Here is a 17,994-nt window from a genome sequence, read left to right as displayed (position 1 = left end):
GTCGCGGCGGGCGGGCCAGCCGATTCGGGCCGCCCGATATCGGACGGCCCGGGCGGCCGAGCGGGCTCAGCGTTCGCTGAGCAGCACCTCGGCGATCTGAATGGTATTGAGGGCGGCGCCCTTTCGCAGATTGTCACCCGAGACGAACAGCGCGATGCCGCGACCGTCGGGAACACCGGGATCCTGGCGGATGCGGCCGACGAGGGATTCATCGCCACCCGCGGCCTGCAACGGGGTGGGGACGTCGACCAGTCGGACGCCGGGCGCGCCGGCGAGGATCTCCGTCGCGCGTGCCACCGACAGCGGCTCGTCGAATTCGGCATTGATCGACAGCGAGTGCCCGGTGAACACCGGAACCCGCACGCAGGTGCCGCTCACCAGCAGCTCCGGCAGGCCGAGGATTTTGCGGCTCTCGTTGCGCAGCTTCTGATCTTCGTCGGTTTCGAAACTGCCGTCATCGACGATCGCGCCCGCCAGCGGGATGACGTCGAAAGCGATCGGCGCGACGTATTTGTTCGGCGCGGGGAACGACACGGCGCTGCCGTCGTGCACCAACTTCTCGGCGTCGTCGACCACAGCGCGCACCTGGGTGGCGAGTTCCTCCACACCGGCAAGACCGCTGCCCGAGACCGCCTGGTAGCTGGACACGATCAGGCGTCGCAGTCCGGCCGCGTCGTGCAGCGGCTTGAGGACAGGCATGGCCGCCATGGTGGTGCAGTTCGGATTGGCGATGATGCCCTTGACCAGATTGCGGGTCTGCTCCGGATTGACCTCGCTGACGACCAGCGGGACATCGGGATCTTTACGCCAGGCCGAGGAATTGTCGATCACCGTGACACCGGCCGCGGCGAACCGCGGGGCCTGCACGCGGGACATGGTGGCGCCCGCGGAGAACAGGGCGATATCGAGACCGGACGGATCGGCGGTCTCGGTGTCCTCCACCACGATTTCGCCGCCGCGCCACGGCAGTGTCTTGCCCGCCGACCGGGAGGACGCGAAGAAGCGCACCTCGTCGGCCGGGAAATTCCGTTCCTCGAGGAGTTTGCGCATCACGGCGCCGACCTGACCGGTCGCGCCGACAACGCCTACACGAATACCCATGACTCGAGTCCTTTCGACACGATCGGTGGCCCTGCGTGGCGGTGTCGAGCCGCCTGCCGCGAGCTCGGTCCGCTCAGGTCTGTGCTCTCGCTTTTCAGCGGCCTGTTCCGGCGTGGACGACGGCGACCTCGTCGCCGCCCAGATCGAAGGCCTTGTGCAGCACCTTCACCGCTTCGTCCAGTTCGGTGTCCTTGACCAGCACCGAGATCCTGATCTCGGAGGTGGAGATGAGGTCGATGTTGACGCCCGCCTCGGCCAACGCCTCGCAGAAGGTGGCCGTGACGCCGGGATGGCTCTTCATGCCCGCGCCGACCAGTGACACCTTGCCGATGTGGTCGTCGTAGAGCACCTGGGAGAAACCGATCTCCTCCTGGCGCCTGGTGAGCATCTCGACGGCGCGGGCGCCATCGGTCTTGGGCAGGGTGAAGGTGATATCGGTTTTCCCGGTGTCCACCTTCGAGATGTTCTGCAGGACCATATCGATATTGACTTCTACGTCGGCGACGGCACGGAACACCTTGGCGGCGTAGCCCGGTTCGTCCGGCAGTCCGACCACGGTCACCTTGGCCTCGCTGCGGTCGTGCGCGACGCCGGTGAGGATTGCTTGCTCCAAGGGGATGTCCTCCATCGATCCGTAAATGTAGGTGCCCTGCTTGTCGGTATAGGACGAGCGCACATGAACGGGCACGTTGTAGCGGCGGGCGTACTCGACGCAACGCAGCATCAGGACCTTCGCGCCGCAGGCCGCCAGTTCCAGCATCTCCTCGTAGGAGACCTGATCGAGCCGCTGCGCGTCCGGCACGATCCTCGGGTCCGCGGTGAAGACGCCGTCGACGTCGGTGTAGATCTCGCAGACGTCGGCCTCGAGCGCGGCGGCCAGCGCCACCGCGGTGGTGTCCGAGCCGCCGCGACCGAGCGTGGTGACGTCCCTGCTGTCCTGGCTGACGCCCTGAAACCCCGCGACCAGTACCACCTGGCCCTCGTCGAGAGCCGAGCGCAACCTGCTCGGGGTGACGTCGATGATTTTCGCGTTGCCGTGGGCGCCGGTGGTGATCACACCCGCCTGCGAGCCGGTGAACGATCGGGCCTGCGCGCCGAGCGAGTGGATGGCCATGGCGACCAGCGCGTTGGAGATGCGCTCGCCCGAGGTGAGCAACATATCCATTTCGCGGGCTGGCGGCGCGGGGGCCACCTGCTGGGCCAGATCGAGGAGTTCGTCGGTGGTGTCACCCATCGCGGAGCAGACGACCACCACGTCGTGGCCCTGCTTCTTCGTTTCGACGATCCGTTCAGCGACGCGCCGGATACGCTCGGCGGTAGCCACCGAGGATCCTCCGTACTTCTGAACAACGAGAGCCACGACAGGGTCCTCCACGATCGACGATCAGCTGCTGACAGCTGTTCAGACTACCGGCCCAGGTCCAGCGAATTCGTTCCTACCTCTCGGCCCGCCTCCGCCGCACCCGTGCCGACCGGGTCTTTTCCCGCCCCGAATCTCGCAAAGAGCCAGTGGTACTTGGTGTTCTGGAACGCCGCGATACGCCACTCGACGCCGCGGCGCACCACTGCGGTCGTGTGCACCCCGGTATCGCGAAGATCGCGCTCCTTCGACACCGCCCCCTGCCGTGCACGACCGCCACATCGACAACGAGGAGACAATGGGTCGATGAGAAGCACGGTGATACACGTACGGACCGGGCGCACCGAGGTGGTCCACGACCTCACTGCGCAGTGCGCGTCCTTCGCCGAGGCGGCCGGCGGGGACGGGCTGCTGCATATCTTCGTCCCGCACGCGACCGCGGGGATCGCGATCATCGAACTCGGCGCGGGCAGCGACGACGACCTGCTCGCCGCGCTCGGCGACCTGCTTCCCGCCGACGACCGCTGGCGGCACGCGCACGGAACGCGCGGACACGGACGTTCCCACGTGATGCCCGCGCTGATTCCGCCTTACGCCACCGTGCCGGTGCTCGGCGGCAGTCTGGCGCTCGGCACCTGGCAGTCGATCGCACTGGTCGACCTCAATGTCGACAATCCGGACCGCCAGGTGCGGCTGTCCTATCTCACCGACGCCGGGTGATCAGGACCGGGTGAACCAGGTGACCTGGGCGCCGTTGCCGAATTCCTTGCGCCGCGTCGGCGTGAACAGCGTCGGGGCGAAAGCGCCGGAGAAGGCCGGGATTCCGCCGCCCGCCACCACGGGATAGCTCTTGATGATCAGCTCGTCGAGTTCGGCGAGCAGTTGCGCGGCGAGTACGCCGCCACCGCAGAGCCAGATATCGAGGCCGTCCTCCTTCTTCAGTCGGCGCACCAGGCCGAGCGGGTCCGCCTCGATCAGTTCGACGGCGGGATCCTCGCTCCGGCCGAGCGTGGTCGACACGACGTATTGCTTCATATGCGCGTACGGACTCGTCACTGCCGCCGACAGCGCGGGTTCGTAGGTGCCGCGTCCCATGACCACCGTGTCGCAGCGCCGATTCGGCTCGTCGAGGGCCAGATCCGCGTGGGCGCGCAGATGTGTGGGAACGAACTCCGGATATTCCGCATTGATCCACGCGCCCATTTCGGCACTGAAGGGATAGAAGTCGAATTCACCGCCCGGACCGGCGATATAGCCGTCGAGCGAGACGCCGACGTAGTACACGAGCTTTCGCATTCGATACCACCCAAACTGTTGTACTCTGTCTGTAGTGATTTGAAGGTAGTACTACAGATGGAGTGGTGTCAAGTGCGAACCAACCCCGAACGCAGGCAGGCGCTGATCGACGCGGCGATCGAGGTGCTGGCCGGGCAGGGAGCCCGAGGACTCACCTTCCGCGCGGTGGACAAGGAGGCCGCCGTCCCCGCGGGGACCGCCTCCAACTACTTCGCCAATCGCGACGATCTGCTGACCCAGGCGGGCGCACGGTTCTACGAGCGATTGCAGCCGAGCGCGGAAACGATGGCGAAGGTGACCGAAGGCCCCAAGACCCGCGCGAATATCACCGAGCTCATGACGGAGGTGGTCGGCCGGATCGAGGCATTCCGCACCGGCTACCTCGCCCTGCTCGAACTCCGCTTGGAGGCGACCCGGCGACCGGCGCTGCGCGAGGTGCTGACCGAACGGGTACGCGCCGACCTGGAGTTCAATGTGCGCAACCACCTCGACGCGGGCATGCCGGGCGACGAGACGTCGGTGCGATTGCTCTACCTGGCGCTGAATTGGCTGATCCTCGACCGGCTCACCCTGCCAGGACTGTTCACCGAGGAGCAGAGCGCGGAGTTGATCGAAGCGGCGGTGAACCGCGTCGTCGGCGCGGAAACCCGAACCGACGAAGATCACAGGCGGGCCAACGGGTTGTGACCCGCATCACTTCGTTCGATAATGGGGCGATGATGGCGAATGTCGGAGACCGACTACACGTTCACGGGCACGTGGTGGGAGAACGCGACCACCAGGGCGAAATCATCGAGGTGCGCGGCAGAGGCGGATCTCCGCCCTATGTAGTGCGATTCGAGGACGGACACGAATCGCTGATGTATCCCGGCCCGGACGCGGTGGTGGAACCGGCTGCCGCGAACTGACGGCACGCGAGGTGGCCGCCGGGCCCCCGCGCACACTCGGCCACGTTGTTACCCGCGAGTACAGCCATACCGGAACCGAATAGCCAGGTTGACGGATCAGAAGGCGGCTGGGCAGAATCGGCCGAATCGATCCGCCGGGGGGTGGAGGTATGGCATGCGCACGAAAATCGACATCGACTTTGTCGTTGCGATCACCCCGGCACAGGTGCTCGAGGCTTTGGCAGCCATCGAAATGCTCCCCGAGTGGTCCACCTATCACGATGCGCGCGTCGCGACCCGCGACGAACAGGGCAGACCGGGCCGGGTCTACGTCACCGCGGATGTGATGGGCAGTTCCGACCTCCAGGTCCTCGAATACGAATGGACTGCTTCTCGCTGCGCGTGGCAGGTGGTCGACAGTTCACGTGGCATCGGGGGCGGCGGCTCGTTCGAGGTGGCCGCGGGCACGACGGGCACCCGGGTCCGGTATCACGTCGAGGTGCATTCGCGGATTCCGCTGCCTGGGCTGCTGATGAAGCGCACGGTCCAGCGATGGCACGAAACCGTTGTGCAGAATTTCGTCGAATTCGCCGAGGCCTACCCGGAGCCGAGGGACTACGAGGTGCTGTAACGAGAATCACCCGGCGCTGATTTCGCCGAGGGAAAAGCCCGATCCCCTGCCCCGCGTTCGGGTGCGACGATATGCGCCATGATCGGTAGCAAGAGAGTTCGGTTCCAACCGCAGGCCGAAGACGGCTCGGTAACCCAGCTCGAACTGTTCTTCGACCTCGTCATCGTCTTCGCGTTCACCATGGTCACCGACCTCGCCGCGGAGGAGACCAGCGCGAAGAACATGGTGCGCGCCATGCTTGTGCTCGCGGTCATGTGGTGGGTGTGGGTCGCGTATTCCTGGCTGGGCAATGTGGTCAAGGCCGATGAGGGATTCACCCGCGTCGCGATGTTCGCGGCGATGGGCGGCGGCCTCATCGCTGCCATCACCATTCCCGAGGCCTTCCACGATCTGCCCGGCGGCTGGTTCGGCCCGCTGGTCTTCGCGATCGCCTATATGGTGACCCGCCTGATCCACGTCGGGGTCTTCTATATCGCCAGTTCCGCGGATCCGCAGTTGCGCGGCCAGGTCACCCGATGGGCGCTCGGCTCCATCACCATCGGCACCACCCTGTTGGTGATCGCCGCCATGACCTCGGGGACGGTGCAGATCGCCCTGTGGATCGCCGCGATCACGGGCGACATGCTGTGGACGATTCTGGCGGGCGAGGACTGGCGGGTGAATTCGGGCACCCACTTCTCCGAGCGCTACGGGCTGATCATCATCGTCGCGCTCGGTGAATCGATCGTTTCCATCGGAATCGGAGTCGCCGGACTGCCGATCTCCTGGCCGATCACCGTCGGCTCGCTACTCGGTCTCACCGCCGCGGGACTGCTCTGGTGGGCGTATTTCGATGTCGCCGCGCTGTCGGTGGAGCACGAACTGAAGCGGTCGACCGGTCAGCGGCAGATCAAGATCGCCCGAAACAGTTACACCTATTGGCATTTCCCGATGATCGTCGGCATCATCGGGCTCTCGCTCGGGCTGAAGAAGGTGCTCTACTACGTCGGCGACACCTCACACCACACGCTGAAGGACGCGCTGTACGGTATCCCGCTGTTCGCGCTCTACGGCGGCGTCGTGCTGTATCTGATCGCCCTCGTCGGATTCAAACACTATGCGACAGGACAGATCACGGTGCCGCGCGTCGTCGCCGCGGTGCTGTTGCTGGCACTGATCCCTCTCGCCTGCGCGGTGCCCGCGCTGGTGGCGCTGGCCCTGCTGTGCGCCGTGCTCATCGTGCTGATCGCCTGGGAGACAACGCGTTACGCGCAGCCGCGCGAGGAGATCAGGCACGGCGCGCACTGACCGCGGTCAGGAGTCGGTCGACGACCGCATGAGCAGATGCCGAACCCGATGTTCGTGCGGGGTATGGCCGTAGTGGGACGGGTCTACCCGCACCCCATCACGTACCGCGGTCCGGATCTGGTCGACGTTCTCGCGGATCATGTCCGAGACCAGTTCATCTGTCCTCGGATCGGCGAGCACCTGGAAGACGATGCGGAAGGTGGTATCGGCGACCAGGCGCATGATGTCGTCGTGGAACGGGATGTAGCGGACCTTGCCCGCCTGCGGATCGTTCTTGATCAGTTCCACGATCATGTCGTCCAGTTCGGAGCGGTTCTCCTCCAGCGCGGCGGCGATATTGCGCGTGTAGTGACCGGTGCGCAGCACCTCGGCCACCTCGTCGAGTACCGCGATCGTCATGGGCCGTTTGATGACGTCGACAATGGTTTTCACGAAATGGTTCACCACCGCGGCGGTCACCCGCTCACCCAGCGCGCGATCGGCGACGCGCCCGAGCCTGACCGTGATGACCACGATCCGCAGCAGCCGGAACCCGCGGAAGAACGGGCTGGTCACCGGAATCATGCCGAGCACTTCGTACCAGTAGACGAAGGGGAAGGTCCACGGCCAGCCCGCGCGGCGCCAGCGCCACAGGAATTCCGCGGCGAAGATCGCGCAGATGACGTAATCGGTGATCACGATCGTGTGATGGACACCGTCGGACACCGAGAAGAAGCTGACCCAGAAGACCAGCGCGAATGAGATGACGGCAAGGCCGAGCATGACCAGGTCGGTCCACAGCGCGGGGCGTTCGGTCGCCGATCCGGCCGCTTCCGATGCCGCGTCGACATGTGAGGGGGTGGTAGGAGCTGCCACAGAAGGATCCCTTCAACGCCGAACGGTCTCGCCGAGAGTAGTCGCGACGGCGGCCGATACCGGCGTCGCGCGCCGTGATCAATACCGGCGCGGCGCGTACCTGTGATCGCGTGTGGTCAGCGACCCTCGCGGATGATGGCTTCGATATTGCGTTCGGCGAGCGCGGTGATGGTGAGTGACGGGTTGACCGTGCCGGTGCTGCCTGGAATCGCCGCGCCGTCCATGACGTACAGGCCGGGATGACCGTGCACGCGCCCGTACCCGTCGGTGGCTTTGCCGAGTACCGCGCCGCCCAGCGGATGGGCGGTGAACAGCGCGTTGGCGTCGTAGCCGAGGGCGCCGTATTCGACGAGGGCGTCCGCCGCCTCGGCGACCCTGCGGTCGACGGCGCGGGCCGCGGCGGTGGTCTCCTCCCGGTTGCGCGCCGACCAGCTCAGGGCGACCGTGTTCGCCGCCCGGTCGTAGCCGAAGCGTGTGCGGGCGGGGTCGAGCACCATGCCGAGGGAGGCGAGTGCGCCGGTTTCGAAGGGAATGCCGGGGATGTACCAGTTCTCCAGGGTCACCGGCACGGCTCGCTCGTCGAAGATCCTGCTCGCGCTCGGCACGCCCTGTCCGAACCCGCCGACGGCACTCGCGCCGCGGGCGAGTACCACGTCCCCGTTGGTACCCCACCCGTCGCCGATGTGCTCGTTGAGTTTCGGCAGGGTGCCGGTGGCCTGCGCGCGGACCAGCAGTTCGGAGGTGCCGATCGAGCCCGCGCCGAGGAACAGGCGGTCACAGGTCAGGGTGCGAACGCCGAGGCTCTCGCCGGTGGGCGACAGCTTGGTCACCGTGACCGCGAAACGTCCGCCCGCCTCCTGGGCGATGGCGTCGACGCGATGGCCGGGGAAGATCGCCGACTTCCCGGTCTCCCTGGCGTATTTCAGGTAGTTCTGGTTCAGATCGAATTTCGCGCCGTTGGAATTGCCGAGATTGCTGCGCGCCACGGTGGCCGACGCGCGGGTGGTTCCGGCGAGTTCAGCGCGCAGGATGTCCCAGTTGAACACCGAATCATTGGGCAGCGGTTGATATCCCGCCTTGCGCACCTGATCGTCCCAGGCCCGGGAATGGGTGAAGGGTTTCGACGCGTAGATATCCGAAGGAATCGGGTTGAGCCGCAACATATCCCGCACCCGCGGGTAGTAGACCCGGTCCAGTTCGCCGTAATCGACGACGCCGCCGAAGATGTGATCGAAGAACCTGCGTTCCGGGGCGACCATCGCGCCGGTGAAGATCACCGAACCGCCGCCGACCGCCGCGGCCCGCCACACGTCGATGCCCGGGTAGGTGGTGCAGTCGAGCACGCCGCCGAAACTCGCGCATTGCATCGGTACTTTGGTGACACCGGTGAAACTGGTGCGATGCCAGAAACCGCGGCCGTCGGGGAGGTCGTCACCGGTGAAGATCTCGCGCCACGGGTCGTTGGGCCACTGCGAACCGCGCTCGAGCACGGTATTGGCGACACCGGCCTGCGCCAGCCGCAGCGCGGTGACCGAGGCCCCGAATCCGGAGCCGATGACGATGGCGGGGGAATGCTCGGGAGGATCGGGCAGCGGCGCGAAGATCTCGGGAACCCAGTCGCGGAACAGGTTGGACCAGACCGGATCCGCCGCCGCGGGGCGAGCGCTCATCGCGGTACCGGCGGCACCGAACAACGCCGCCGCCGCGGCTCCCCGTAAGAAGGCGCGTCTGTCCACCGGACCTCCAAAATCACCTATGGCCGAGCGCAGACTACCGGTATTCCGGCATTCCGACCACACCGTCCCCCGCCGGAGAAATCACGAACCCGCGGTCAGCGGGCGAAGGGCGCGGAATCGGCGGAACACGTCGCGCCGGGAGCCGGGAGTTGCAGGTCGACCAGGTAGCGCTCGCGCAGGTGACGGGCGCATTCGTTATCCGGGTCGTGACCGTAGCCGTCGGAGACAACGACCAGACGCGCGTTCACCATGGCCTGCTGCGCGCGCTGCGCGAACGGCAGCGGCGTCGCGGGATCGAACCGATTGTTGATCAGCAACGCCGGTTTGTCGGCGCTGAGCGTCCACGGGCCGGTGTAGCGCTGGGGATATCCGTCCGCGGGTGCCTGCCATGCGGCGCACGGCTGACGCAGGTACAGCAAGAAGGCGCCGTAGGTCGGCGCGGTCGCCGCGAATCGGCTCGCCAGTTGCGGCCATATTTCGGGCTGACGCGCAAAGGTGCTGTCCGCGCAGGAGATAGCGGTGAAGGAGTCCAGGAAATCGACGTCGAGGGCGCCTGCGGCCAGGATTGCCCGTACCGCGTCGGCGTTGCCCGCGTGGCCGCTGTCGAGGGCGGCCAGCAACTCGGCCATGGCGGGCCAGCCCTTCCCTGGGTCGTACAACAGCGGCGTCAGGGCCGCAACGACCTGGGCGTAGGTCACCTGGACGGCGTGCTCGCCGGACCCGACTGTGATCGGACCGCGTGCGAGTCCGGCGAGCAGCGCGTCGTAGCGCGCCCGCAGGTCGCCGGTCGACCGGCCCGATGTCCCCCGCTCGGTGGATCCGGCGGCGGTCGATATCGGCGCTTCGGCGAAGGCGCACGCGGTCTTCGCCGAAGCGCACAGCCGGAGGAATTCGCCGAGCACGTCCTCGGCGCCCGTCGCGGTGTCGAGGACGGCGGCCGTGGCGTCGCGCGTGTAGGCGTCCGGATCGAGTACCGCGCTCAGTTGCAGTGCCCTGACCCGCTCCCCGAACAGCGCGCCGTACACCTGGCCCAGATAACTCGCGTGCGAACCGCCCAGGTAGGTCAGCTGAGAGTCGCCGACCGCCCGGCGCAGCAGATCCAGATCCCGCGCGGCGTCGACGGTGGTCAGATGTGGCAACAGCGCGCCGCTGTACGCCGCGCATCCCGCCGCCAGCGCCCTCGCGGCCCGCTCGGCCGCCGCCTGCTGTTCGGCGGTGACCGGCGGAATCGTCGTCGCGGTCCAGAATCCGCGCTTTTCCTCGTCGTTCGCAAAACATTTGACCCGCGCGCTGCGGCCGACGCCGCGCTGGTCGAAGGTGACCACGTCGAATCGGCGACTCACCTCGCCGGGGACCAGCGCGCCCTTCGCGGCCCATTCCAGGCCCGATCCGCCGGGACCGCCGACAGCGGCGAACAGGGTGCCGATCCGGTGCGCGGGATCGGAGGCAGGCTGCCGGACGACGGCGAGGGTGATGGTCTCGCCATCGGGGCTGGCGTAATCCAGCGGCACCGCGGCGGTCGCGCATTCGTAGCGGCTCAATCCCGGCTCCGCGCATACCGCCCAGTCCAGCTGCGGCGTCGGTACGGCGTCGGCCTGCGCGACGAGTTCGGCGACCGCCGACTCGTGCTCGGTCACCGGGCCGCACCCACTCGACACGGGCAGCGCCACGACCAAGGCCGCGACTGCCATCTTCTTCCAGCTACGCACGTCACCATCGTCCGATGCGAGGGGGCAGCCGGTCGTCATCCTCAGTGACGAATTCAACCCTGGATCCTCCTTCGGCCGACATCGACGGATCGGCGGCCGCGCAGGCGCTCACGAGGTGAGCAGCCGGATCACCGCGATCGTGCCGACCACGACGATCACCGCGCGCAGCACGGTCGGCGACATGCGCCTGCCCACCGTAGCGCCGAGTTGCCCGCCGATGATCGAACCGACCGCGATCAACGCGACGGCGATCCAGTCGACCTCGGCGACCGCGATGAAGATCACCGCCGAGACCGCGTTGACGATCAGGGCGAGCACATTCTTCACACCGTTGAGCCGCTGCATATCCTCGTGCACGAAGACACCGAGCAACCCGATCAGCAGCACACCCTGGGCCGCGCCGAAATAACCACCGTAGATACCGGTCGCGTAGACCGCCGCCAGCAGAATCGGGCCGCCGTGTTCGGGCGCGGGTCCGGTATCGCCGTCGCGGCGCCGCTTGACCCAGCGCGCCAGCCTCGGCTGCACCACAACGAGGATCAAGGCCGCGATGATCAGCACGGGGACGATGGCCTTGAAGGCGTCGGCGGGCAGGGTGAGCAGCAACACAGCGCCGGTGATGCCGCCGAGCAGGGAGGCGGTACCGAGTTGCAGCAACCGGGCACGCTGCCCGGCGAGTTCGCGCCGATATCCGATGACGCCGCTGATGGAACCGGGCACGAGACCGATCGTGTTGGACACATTCGCGGTGACCGGCGGCAGCCCGAAGGCGAGCAGCACCGGGAAGGTGATCAGGGTGCCCGATCCCACGATGGTGTTGATGCCGCCTGCCGCGATACCCGCGGCGAAGACGGCCAGCATTTCCAGCCAGGTCATAGTTTGAACGGTTCCTTCGACGTCCCGCCGGGTCACCACCCGTACGAGCGTTCAGTTCGGACGCCGAAACGCTAGCGGGTCGTCATCGGATGACCCGACGATGGGGGACCTGCGTTGGCCCGTTGATTGCGGCACGCTAAACTGGGCGCATCATGCTGCGGGCGCTCCTTCTCGAACGCCGCGACGGGGTCTAATCGGACCGGCTCCCGTCGCGGGGTTTCGCCGCGCCGGTCGACCCACACGGGATCCACCACACCCTGGAGAAATCGCATGTCCCCCGCTGACGCCTTCGTATCCGGCACGCGCACCATTTCGGCCCCGTCGAAGCCTGCGCCCGCCGACCAGCCCGCCTGGAACACGCAGAAGAACTCGTCCATGCCGACCTTCCGCTACCGGCCGTTCGCCGAGGAGGTCGAGCCGATCATCCTGGCCGACCGCACCTGGCCCGAGCGGGTCATCGACCGCGCCCCCGGCTGGTGCGCCGTCGACCTGCGCGACGGCAACCAGGCCCTGATCGACCCGATGAGCCCGGCCCGCAAGCGCCGCATGTTCGACCTGCTGGTGCGCATGGGTTACAAGGAGATCGAGGTCGGATTCCCTTCGGCCAGCCAGACCGATTTCGACTTCGTGCGCGAGATCATCGAGGACGGCGCGATCCCCGACGACGTCACCATCCAGGTGCTGACCCAGTGTCGCGCCGAACTGATCGAACGCACCTTCGAGGCATGCGTGGGCGCGGGCAACGTCATCGTGCACTTCTACAACTCCACCTCGATCCTGCAGCGCAAGGTCGTCTTCCGCGCCGAGCGCGACGCGGTGAAGAAGATCGCCACCGACGCCGCGACGCTGTGCCTGGAGGTGGAGAAGCGCTACCCGGACACCAATTGGCGCTACGAGTACAGCCCGGAGTCCTACACCGGCACCGAGCTGGATTACGCGAGGGAGGTCTGCGACGCGGTCACCGCGATCATCGCGCCGACACCCGAGAAGCCGATGATCATCAACCTGCCCGCGACCGTCGAGATGGCGACCCCGAACGTCTACGCCGATTCGATCGAGTGGATGAGCCGCAACCTGGCCCGCCGCGATTCGATCGTGCTGTCGCTGCATCCGCACAACGACCGTGGCACCGCGGTGGCCGCCGCCGAACTGGGCTACCAGGCCGGCGCCGACCGCATCGAGGGCTGCTTGTTCGGCAACGGCGAGCGCACCGGCAATGTCTGCCTGGTCACGCTGGGGATGAATCTGTTCTCGCGCGGCGTCGACCCGCAGATCAATTTCTCCGATATCGATGAGATCCGCCGCACCGTCGAATACTGCAACCAGCTGCCGGTTCACGAACGTCACCCCTACGGCGGCGACTTGGTCTACACCGCGTTCTCCGGCTCGCACCAGGACGCCATCAACAAGGGTCTGGACGCGATGAAGGTCGCCGCGGACGCCGCCGACTCCGATGTCGACGACATCGTGTGGGCGGTGCCGTACCTGCCGATCGACCCGAAGGATGTGGGCCGTACCTACGAGGCCGTCATCCGGGTCAACTCGCAGTCCGGCAAGGGCGGCGTCGCCTACATCATGAAAACCGATCACGGGTTGGTGCTGCCGCGCCGACTGCAGATCGAATTCTCCCAGGCCGTCCAGAAGATCACCGATGGCGAAGGCGGGGAGGTCACGCCGAAGGAGATGTGGGACGTCTTCTCCGAGGAGTACCTGTCCCCGATCCTGCCGTTGGAGCGGATCCGCCAGAAGGTGACCGCGTCCGAAACCGACGGCGGCGTCGACTCCATCACCGCCGTGGTGAAGGTGGACGGGGTCGAGCAGGAGATCACCGGTTCCGGTAACGGACCGCTGGCCGCGTTCGTCGACGCCATCGCCACCGTCGGTTTCGACGTGCGAGTACTCGACTACTCCGAGCACGCCATGTCCGCGGGTGACGACGCGCAGGCCGCGGCCTACGTCGAATGCGCCATCGGGGACAAGGTCGTCTGGGGTGTCGGCATCGCCACCTCCATCACCACCGCCTCGTTGCGCGCCGTGGTCAGCGCGGTCAACCGCGCGCACTGAGCGCGACACCCGAGTACCGTTGAGGGCCGGACATCACGCTTACGGGCGGTTCGATGTCCGGCCCTCTAACCTGCTGGGGGAGAAAGACAATCAGTGTTTCCGCGACCGGTGAACAGTCGTCGCAACCGGCGTGTCACCCGGCGCGTCCGCTATAAGTACCGTGGCGCGGGGCCGTGAACCCCGTGCTAGCGTTGATTCGCACTCAAGCGCCGAGCTCTCTGCTCGCTCCCGAGCAGATGGGGGAACTGTGACAAACAACGACCATAACCCGACTTCTCCGCCCTGGCTGCAGAGTCATTCGGTGGATACGGCCGACGTCACCACCGATTCCGCGAGCGGGTCCGCGGCGCACGATGATTCGAGCGAGACCTCGGCCGCCGACGCGGCCGCCGAGCGCGGGCAGGAACGACCGGAAGCCACCGCCACTCCGGTGCGGGAAGCCGAATCCGCGCCGCTGCCGGAGGAACAGCAGTACCCGGGATACCCGACCGGGCCCGCGGATCAGAACACCTATGCGCCGCAGGGGGGCCCGCAGAGTTACGGGCCTGTCGAAGGTTTCGCGCCGCCCGCCGAACAGCAGCAGTTCGCGCCGCCCTATCAGGGCGGACCCTATCCGCCGTATCAGGGCGGGCCGTATCAGCCCGCACCCGAACAGCACAGCGGCAACCATCCGCTCGCCCCGCCCGACCCACACCAGCAGGGTCCGCAGTACGGCGAGTACCGCCAGGAGACGCCCCCCGACGGACGCGGCACCCAGGATTATCCCGAAGCGTTTGCGGGACAGGAACATCAGAGCCCCATCTACAGCTGGGCTCCGCCGCCCCCGCCCGCCCAGCAGCCGCCGATGGCGCCGCCGCCCCCGATGTATCAGCCGCCCGGTGGTCCCAATACCCCGCCCGGTGTTCCCAATCCGGGCGGCCCCATCGGCCAGACCGGGCCCGGCCAGATCTGGCAGGGCGCGGCGCCCGGATCACCACCGCAGCAGGCGTTTCAGCCGCAGCATATGCAGCAGCCCGGCCAGCCCGGCCATTCGGTCAATGATCTGAACCTGCTCAAGCGGGCTCGCCGAGCGCCGCGCAGCGGGTGGCGTCGCGCATTGCACAAGGCGTCCGGCGGCGCGATCAATCCGGGCGAATCCGCGGCCGACCTCGTCCACCGCGATCTCGTCGAACGGGTGAATCAGCCTGTGCGCGGCGATTATCGGATCGCGATCCTGTCGCTGAAGGGTGGCGTCGGCAAGACGACGACCACCGTTGGCATCGGCTCCACCTTCGCGTCGCTGCGCGGCGACCGGGTCATCGCGATCGACGCGAATCCCGATCTGGGCACCCTCGCGCACCGGGTGCCGCGCCAGACCCGGTCCACGGTCCGCAATCTGCTGGAGGATCAGCAGATCTCCCGGTACTCCGATGTCCGCGCCCACACCTCTCAAGCCCCGAGCCGACTGGAAGTACTCGCCTCGGAGCAGGATCCGGCCGTATCGGAGGCGTTCAGCGAAGCCGACTACCGCAAGGCGATCGGCATACTGCAATCCTTCTACAACATCATTCTCACCGATTGCGGTACCGGACTGATGCATTCGGCGATGTCCGGCGTCCTGGACATGGCCAGTTCCCTGGTACTTGTCACCTCGCCGGCCATCGACGGCGCGCGCAGCGCCTCCGCGACGCTGGACTGGCTCGACCACCACGGGTACGGCAAACTCGTCGAGCGAACCGTGGTCGTGGTCAACGCCTCTCGTCGCGGCGCGTCCACCATCGACCTCGAACAGTTGCGCAGACTGTTCCTCGATCGCACCCGCGCCGTCCAGGTCGTCCCGTTCGACGACCATTTGGCCGAAGGCGCGGAAATCGACCTGGAACTGGTCAGCAAGCCGACCCGCCGCGCCCTGCTCGAACTCGCGGCCATGGTCGCCGACGATTTCGGCTACATCGGCTCCCAGCAGTACCGGCAACCCGGCCCTCCCGGCGTGTACTGAGACAGCGAATCCCTTTGTCGGCCCGGCGCTGTCGCGCCGGGCCGTTCGCTATCCATCGGTTACCCGCGCCGCCGCCGTGCGAAATGCCCCGAGAACCGAGGCGACAGCGGGCCGTTTCGCCGCATGGGGGCGCGTCGCGAGTTCGTACGCGCGGGCCGCGCGCACACCCGAGAGACGCAGCACTGCGAGACCGGGGTGCGCCACGGCGAAACGCGGCATCAGCGCGACACCGTATCCGGCCGCCACCACCGTTTCGATCACCCGAAAATCATTGAGACGCTGCGCTACTCGCGGTTCCACACCGGTGATGGTCGCGATCGAGCGCAGAACGTCGTCCACCGGGAAACCGCCGCGAACGCTGATCCATATCTCGTCGGCCAATTCCGCCGGGGTCACCGAGGACTTCCCGGCAAGACGATGGGTGGGGGCGACGACCACGTCGATAGGTTCGCGCATGAGCACGTGGGCCGCGATGCGCGCGCCCGATATCGACGGCGCGCGTTCGTCGCGGTGGGTGAGCACGATGTCGTAATCGGCCAGCAACCGGGCGACGTCCGCGGGCGGCACATCCTCGTCGCTGGCGATGACATCGACGCCGCTGTCCGCCGTCGCGGTGAGCACATGCGGCAGCAGCAGCGCACCGCCGGAGGGGAACACCGCGACCCGCACCCGCCCACGCGGCGAGCCGCGATAGTGCGCCATCTCCGCCACCGCGCGATCCATGGCGGCCAGCACTTCATCGGCGCGCACCACGAGCGCGTGGCCTGCGTCGGTGAGCCGGACCCGTCGCCCATCGGGTTCGAGCAGGGCGACGCCCGCCTCCCTGGCCAGCACCTCGAGTCGCTGGGACACGGCGGACGGAGTCATCGACATGGCCGCGGCCACCGCGCCGATGGTGCCGCGGTCGGCCAGTTCACGCAGGACCCGCAACCGCTCCACCGACATCGACGCGCCGCTCGACAGATCCGGCATCGCATTCCTTTCGCGGGGTAATCGTGAAGCATTACTACATGAATAGTCCATATTAATTCGATTGTCCTGATGCTTTCCTGCTCCGACGATGGGAGGCATGACCATCCGCGACCGCCTACTCGGACTAACCGTCGTCCTGCTGTGGGGCCTGAATTTCCTCGCCATCCGCATCGGCCTCGATCACCTCCCTCCCTTCTTCTTCGCCGCGCTCCGGTTCGCCGTCATCGCGGTGCCGGTGCTGCTGTTCGTCCCCCGTCCTCGGGTGCCGTGGCGCTGGATTCTGCTGTACGGCACCGGATTCGGCATCCTTCAGTTCACCTTCCTCTACACCGCGATGCGGACCGGCATGCCGACCGGCCTCGCCTCGCTCGTGCTGCAATCGTCTGCCCCGTTCACGGTGCTGCTCGGCGCGGTTTTCCTGCGCGAGCACATCCGCCCGCTACAGGTGGCGGGTATCGGCGTCGCGATGACAGGGATGGCGGTGATCGGCTGGGACCGGCTCGAACACGCGGCCCTGCTGCCGGTGCTGCTCACCCTGGCGGGCGGACTCGGCTGGGCCTTCGGCAATGTCGGAGCCAGGCTCGCGGGCAGCACCTCACCCGGTTTCGACCCGCTGCATCTCACCCTGTGGATGGCGGTGATACCTCCCGCGCCGCTGATGCTGCTGTCGGCGTGCACGGAGGGACCGACCACGGGACTGCGTGATCTGGCCGCCTCGTTCTCCCACACCGGCTGGCCCGCGCTCGTGGCACTGGCCTATATCGCGATCCTCGCCAGCATCGTTGGTTCGGGTTTGTGGACCTACTTGATGGGCCGATATCCGGCGGGCACGGTCGCCCCGTTCTCCCTGCTGGTGCCTGTCGTCGGCATCGCCGCCGCGTGGGCGTTCCTCCACGAGACCCCCACCGTCATGTCGCTGCTCGGCGGTGCGGTCGTCATCGCGGGCGCGTTCACCGCCACCTCCGCCAGCGTGCCCGTGCCGAAACCGATCAGCGCCGCCTCGGCGCCGCCGCACGCCGGCATCGACACGCAGGCGACATCGCACAGCGTCGGCGCGGTGTCCTCCGAAGGTCGAACAGCGGAAATCTGCGGCGAAGGCGCCCTGCTCGCCGCCGCGCGGCGGTAGTCTCTGGACGCCTGTACTTGTGCGGCCGGTCGACGCTCCTTACCGACGGTGGTCCGCCCGCGGCGTCCGGGGTGGGTCGGTCGACCGGGAGTCGCCACTTTATGGTGGGTGCGGCG

General features: G+C 67.2%; 17 protein-coding genes. 8 read left to right on the top strand and 9 right to left on the bottom strand.

Features of this window, described 5'->3' with window-relative positions; translation table 11 throughout:
• Positions 1-66: 66 nt before the first annotated feature.
• The 3 genes from ABZS43_RS31050 to ABZS43_RS31040 all read right to left on the bottom strand — a co-directional run bounded on the left by ABZS43_RS31050 (position 67) and on the right by ABZS43_RS31040 (position 2,715).
• A complete protein-coding gene (locus ABZS43_RS31050) occupies positions 67-1,101 on the bottom strand; it encodes an aspartate-semialdehyde dehydrogenase (protein ID WP_355039542.1) in 1,035 nt (344 codons plus the stop codon).
• A 94-nt stretch (positions 1,102-1,195) separates the two neighbouring features.
• Entirely contained in the window at positions 1,196-2,461 is a 1,266-nt protein-coding gene (locus tag ABZS43_RS31045; protein ID WP_355039541.1) for an aspartate kinase, read from the bottom strand.
• Positions 2,462-2,508: 47 nt separating this feature from the next.
• Entirely contained in the window at positions 2,509-2,715 is a 207-nt protein-coding gene (locus ABZS43_RS31040) for a hypothetical protein (RefSeq protein WP_355039540.1), read from the bottom strand.
• 52 nt (positions 2,716-2,767) lie between these two features.
• On the opposite strand from ABZS43_RS31040, the gene ABZS43_RS31035 reads away from it, so the two are divergent.
• Positions 2,768-3,181, top strand: a complete 414-nt coding sequence (locus tag ABZS43_RS31035; protein ID WP_355039539.1) for a YjbQ family protein — start codon at positions 2,768-2,770, stop codon at positions 3,179-3,181.
• Here ABZS43_RS31035 and ABZS43_RS31030 read toward each other — a convergent pair whose 3' ends face one another.
• The gene (locus ABZS43_RS31030) at positions 3,182-3,757 is read right to left on the bottom strand and encodes a dihydrofolate reductase family protein (RefSeq protein WP_355039538.1); all 576 of its coding nucleotides are present in this window, start codon (positions 3,755-3,757) and stop codon (positions 3,182-3,184) included. It abuts the gene before it with no gap.
• 57 nt (positions 3,758-3,814) lie between these two features.
• On the opposite strand from ABZS43_RS31030, the gene ABZS43_RS31025 reads away from it, so the two are divergent.
• From ABZS43_RS31025 to ABZS43_RS31010, 4 genes are all read left to right on the top strand, one after another.
• Positions 3,815-4,444: a TetR family transcriptional regulator gene (locus ABZS43_RS31025; RefSeq protein ID WP_355039537.1), complete on the top strand. Its 630-nt coding sequence runs from the start codon at positions 3,815-3,817 to the stop codon at positions 4,442-4,444.
• Positions 4,445-4,473: 29 nt separating this feature from the next.
• Positions 4,474-4,665 carry a DUF1918 domain-containing protein gene (locus ABZS43_RS31020; protein WP_355039536.1) on the top strand — a complete coding sequence of 64 codons (192 nt, stop codon included), beginning with the start codon at positions 4,474-4,476 and terminating at the stop codon, positions 4,663-4,665.
• Positions 4,666-4,819: 154 nt separating this feature from the next.
• Positions 4,820-5,275, top strand: a complete 456-nt coding sequence (locus ABZS43_RS31015) for an SRPBCC family protein (RefSeq protein WP_355039535.1) — start codon at positions 4,820-4,822, stop codon at positions 5,273-5,275.
• 78 nt (positions 5,276-5,353) lie between these two features.
• The gene (locus ABZS43_RS31010) at positions 5,354-6,562 is read left to right on the top strand and encodes a low temperature requirement protein A (RefSeq protein ID WP_355039534.1); all 1,209 of its coding nucleotides are present in this window, start codon (positions 5,354-5,356) and stop codon (positions 6,560-6,562) included.
• Between the two features lie 6 nt (positions 6,563-6,568).
• Here ABZS43_RS31010 and ABZS43_RS31005 read toward each other — a convergent pair whose 3' ends face one another.
• The 4 genes from ABZS43_RS31005 to ABZS43_RS30990 all read right to left on the bottom strand — a co-directional run bounded on the left by ABZS43_RS31005 (position 6,569) and on the right by ABZS43_RS30990 (position 11,738).
• The gene (locus tag ABZS43_RS31005) at positions 6,569-7,417 is read right to left on the bottom strand and encodes an ion transporter (protein WP_355039533.1); all 849 of its coding nucleotides are present in this window, start codon (positions 7,415-7,417) and stop codon (positions 6,569-6,571) included.
• Positions 7,418-7,533: 116 nt separating this feature from the next.
• Positions 7,534-9,153 carry a GMC oxidoreductase gene (locus tag ABZS43_RS31000; RefSeq protein ID WP_355039532.1) on the bottom strand — a complete coding sequence of 540 codons (1,620 nt, stop codon included), beginning with the start codon at positions 9,151-9,153 and terminating at the stop codon, positions 7,534-7,536.
• Positions 9,154-9,248: 95 nt separating this feature from the next.
• Positions 9,249-10,919 (bottom strand): alpha/beta hydrolase, encoded by a 1,671-nt coding sequence (locus ABZS43_RS30995; RefSeq protein ID WP_355039531.1) that lies wholly within the window; start codon positions 10,917-10,919, stop codon positions 9,249-9,251.
• 51 nt (positions 10,920-10,970) lie between these two features.
• A complete protein-coding gene (locus ABZS43_RS30990) occupies positions 10,971-11,738 on the bottom strand; it encodes a sulfite exporter TauE/SafE family protein (protein WP_355039530.1) in 768 nt (255 codons plus the stop codon).
• Between the two features lie 270 nt (positions 11,739-12,008).
• Between ABZS43_RS30990 and leuA the strand changes: the two genes are divergently transcribed.
• On the top strand, positions 12,009-13,802 hold the full coding sequence (gene leuA / locus ABZS43_RS30985) for a 2-isopropylmalate synthase (protein ID WP_355039529.1): 1,794 nt from the start codon (positions 12,009-12,011) through the stop codon (positions 13,800-13,802).
• Positions 13,803-14,103: 301 nt separating this feature from the next.
• Entirely contained in the window at positions 14,104-15,780 is a 1,677-nt protein-coding gene (locus ABZS43_RS30980) for a MinD/ParA family protein (RefSeq protein ID WP_355039528.1), read from the top strand.
• A 48-nt stretch (positions 15,781-15,828) separates the two neighbouring features.
• Here ABZS43_RS30980 and ABZS43_RS30975 read toward each other — a convergent pair whose 3' ends face one another.
• The gene (locus ABZS43_RS30975) at positions 15,829-16,725 is read right to left on the bottom strand and encodes a LysR family transcriptional regulator (protein ID WP_355039551.1); all 897 of its coding nucleotides are present in this window, start codon (positions 16,723-16,725) and stop codon (positions 15,829-15,831) included.
• A gap of 124 nt (positions 16,726-16,849) precedes the next feature.
• Between ABZS43_RS30975 and ABZS43_RS30970 the strand changes: the two genes are divergently transcribed.
• A complete protein-coding gene (locus ABZS43_RS30970) occupies positions 16,850-17,878 on the top strand; it encodes an EamA family transporter (protein WP_355039527.1) in 1,029 nt (342 codons plus the stop codon).
• Positions 17,879-17,994 lie beyond the last annotated feature (116 nt).

Origin of the sequence: Nocardia sp. NPDC005366 (assembly GCF_040606855.1) — a bacterium.
GTDB lineage: Bacteria > Actinomycetota > Actinomycetes > Mycobacteriales > Mycobacteriaceae > Nocardia.
This window is presented reverse-complemented; position numbering and strand designations above follow the sequence as displayed.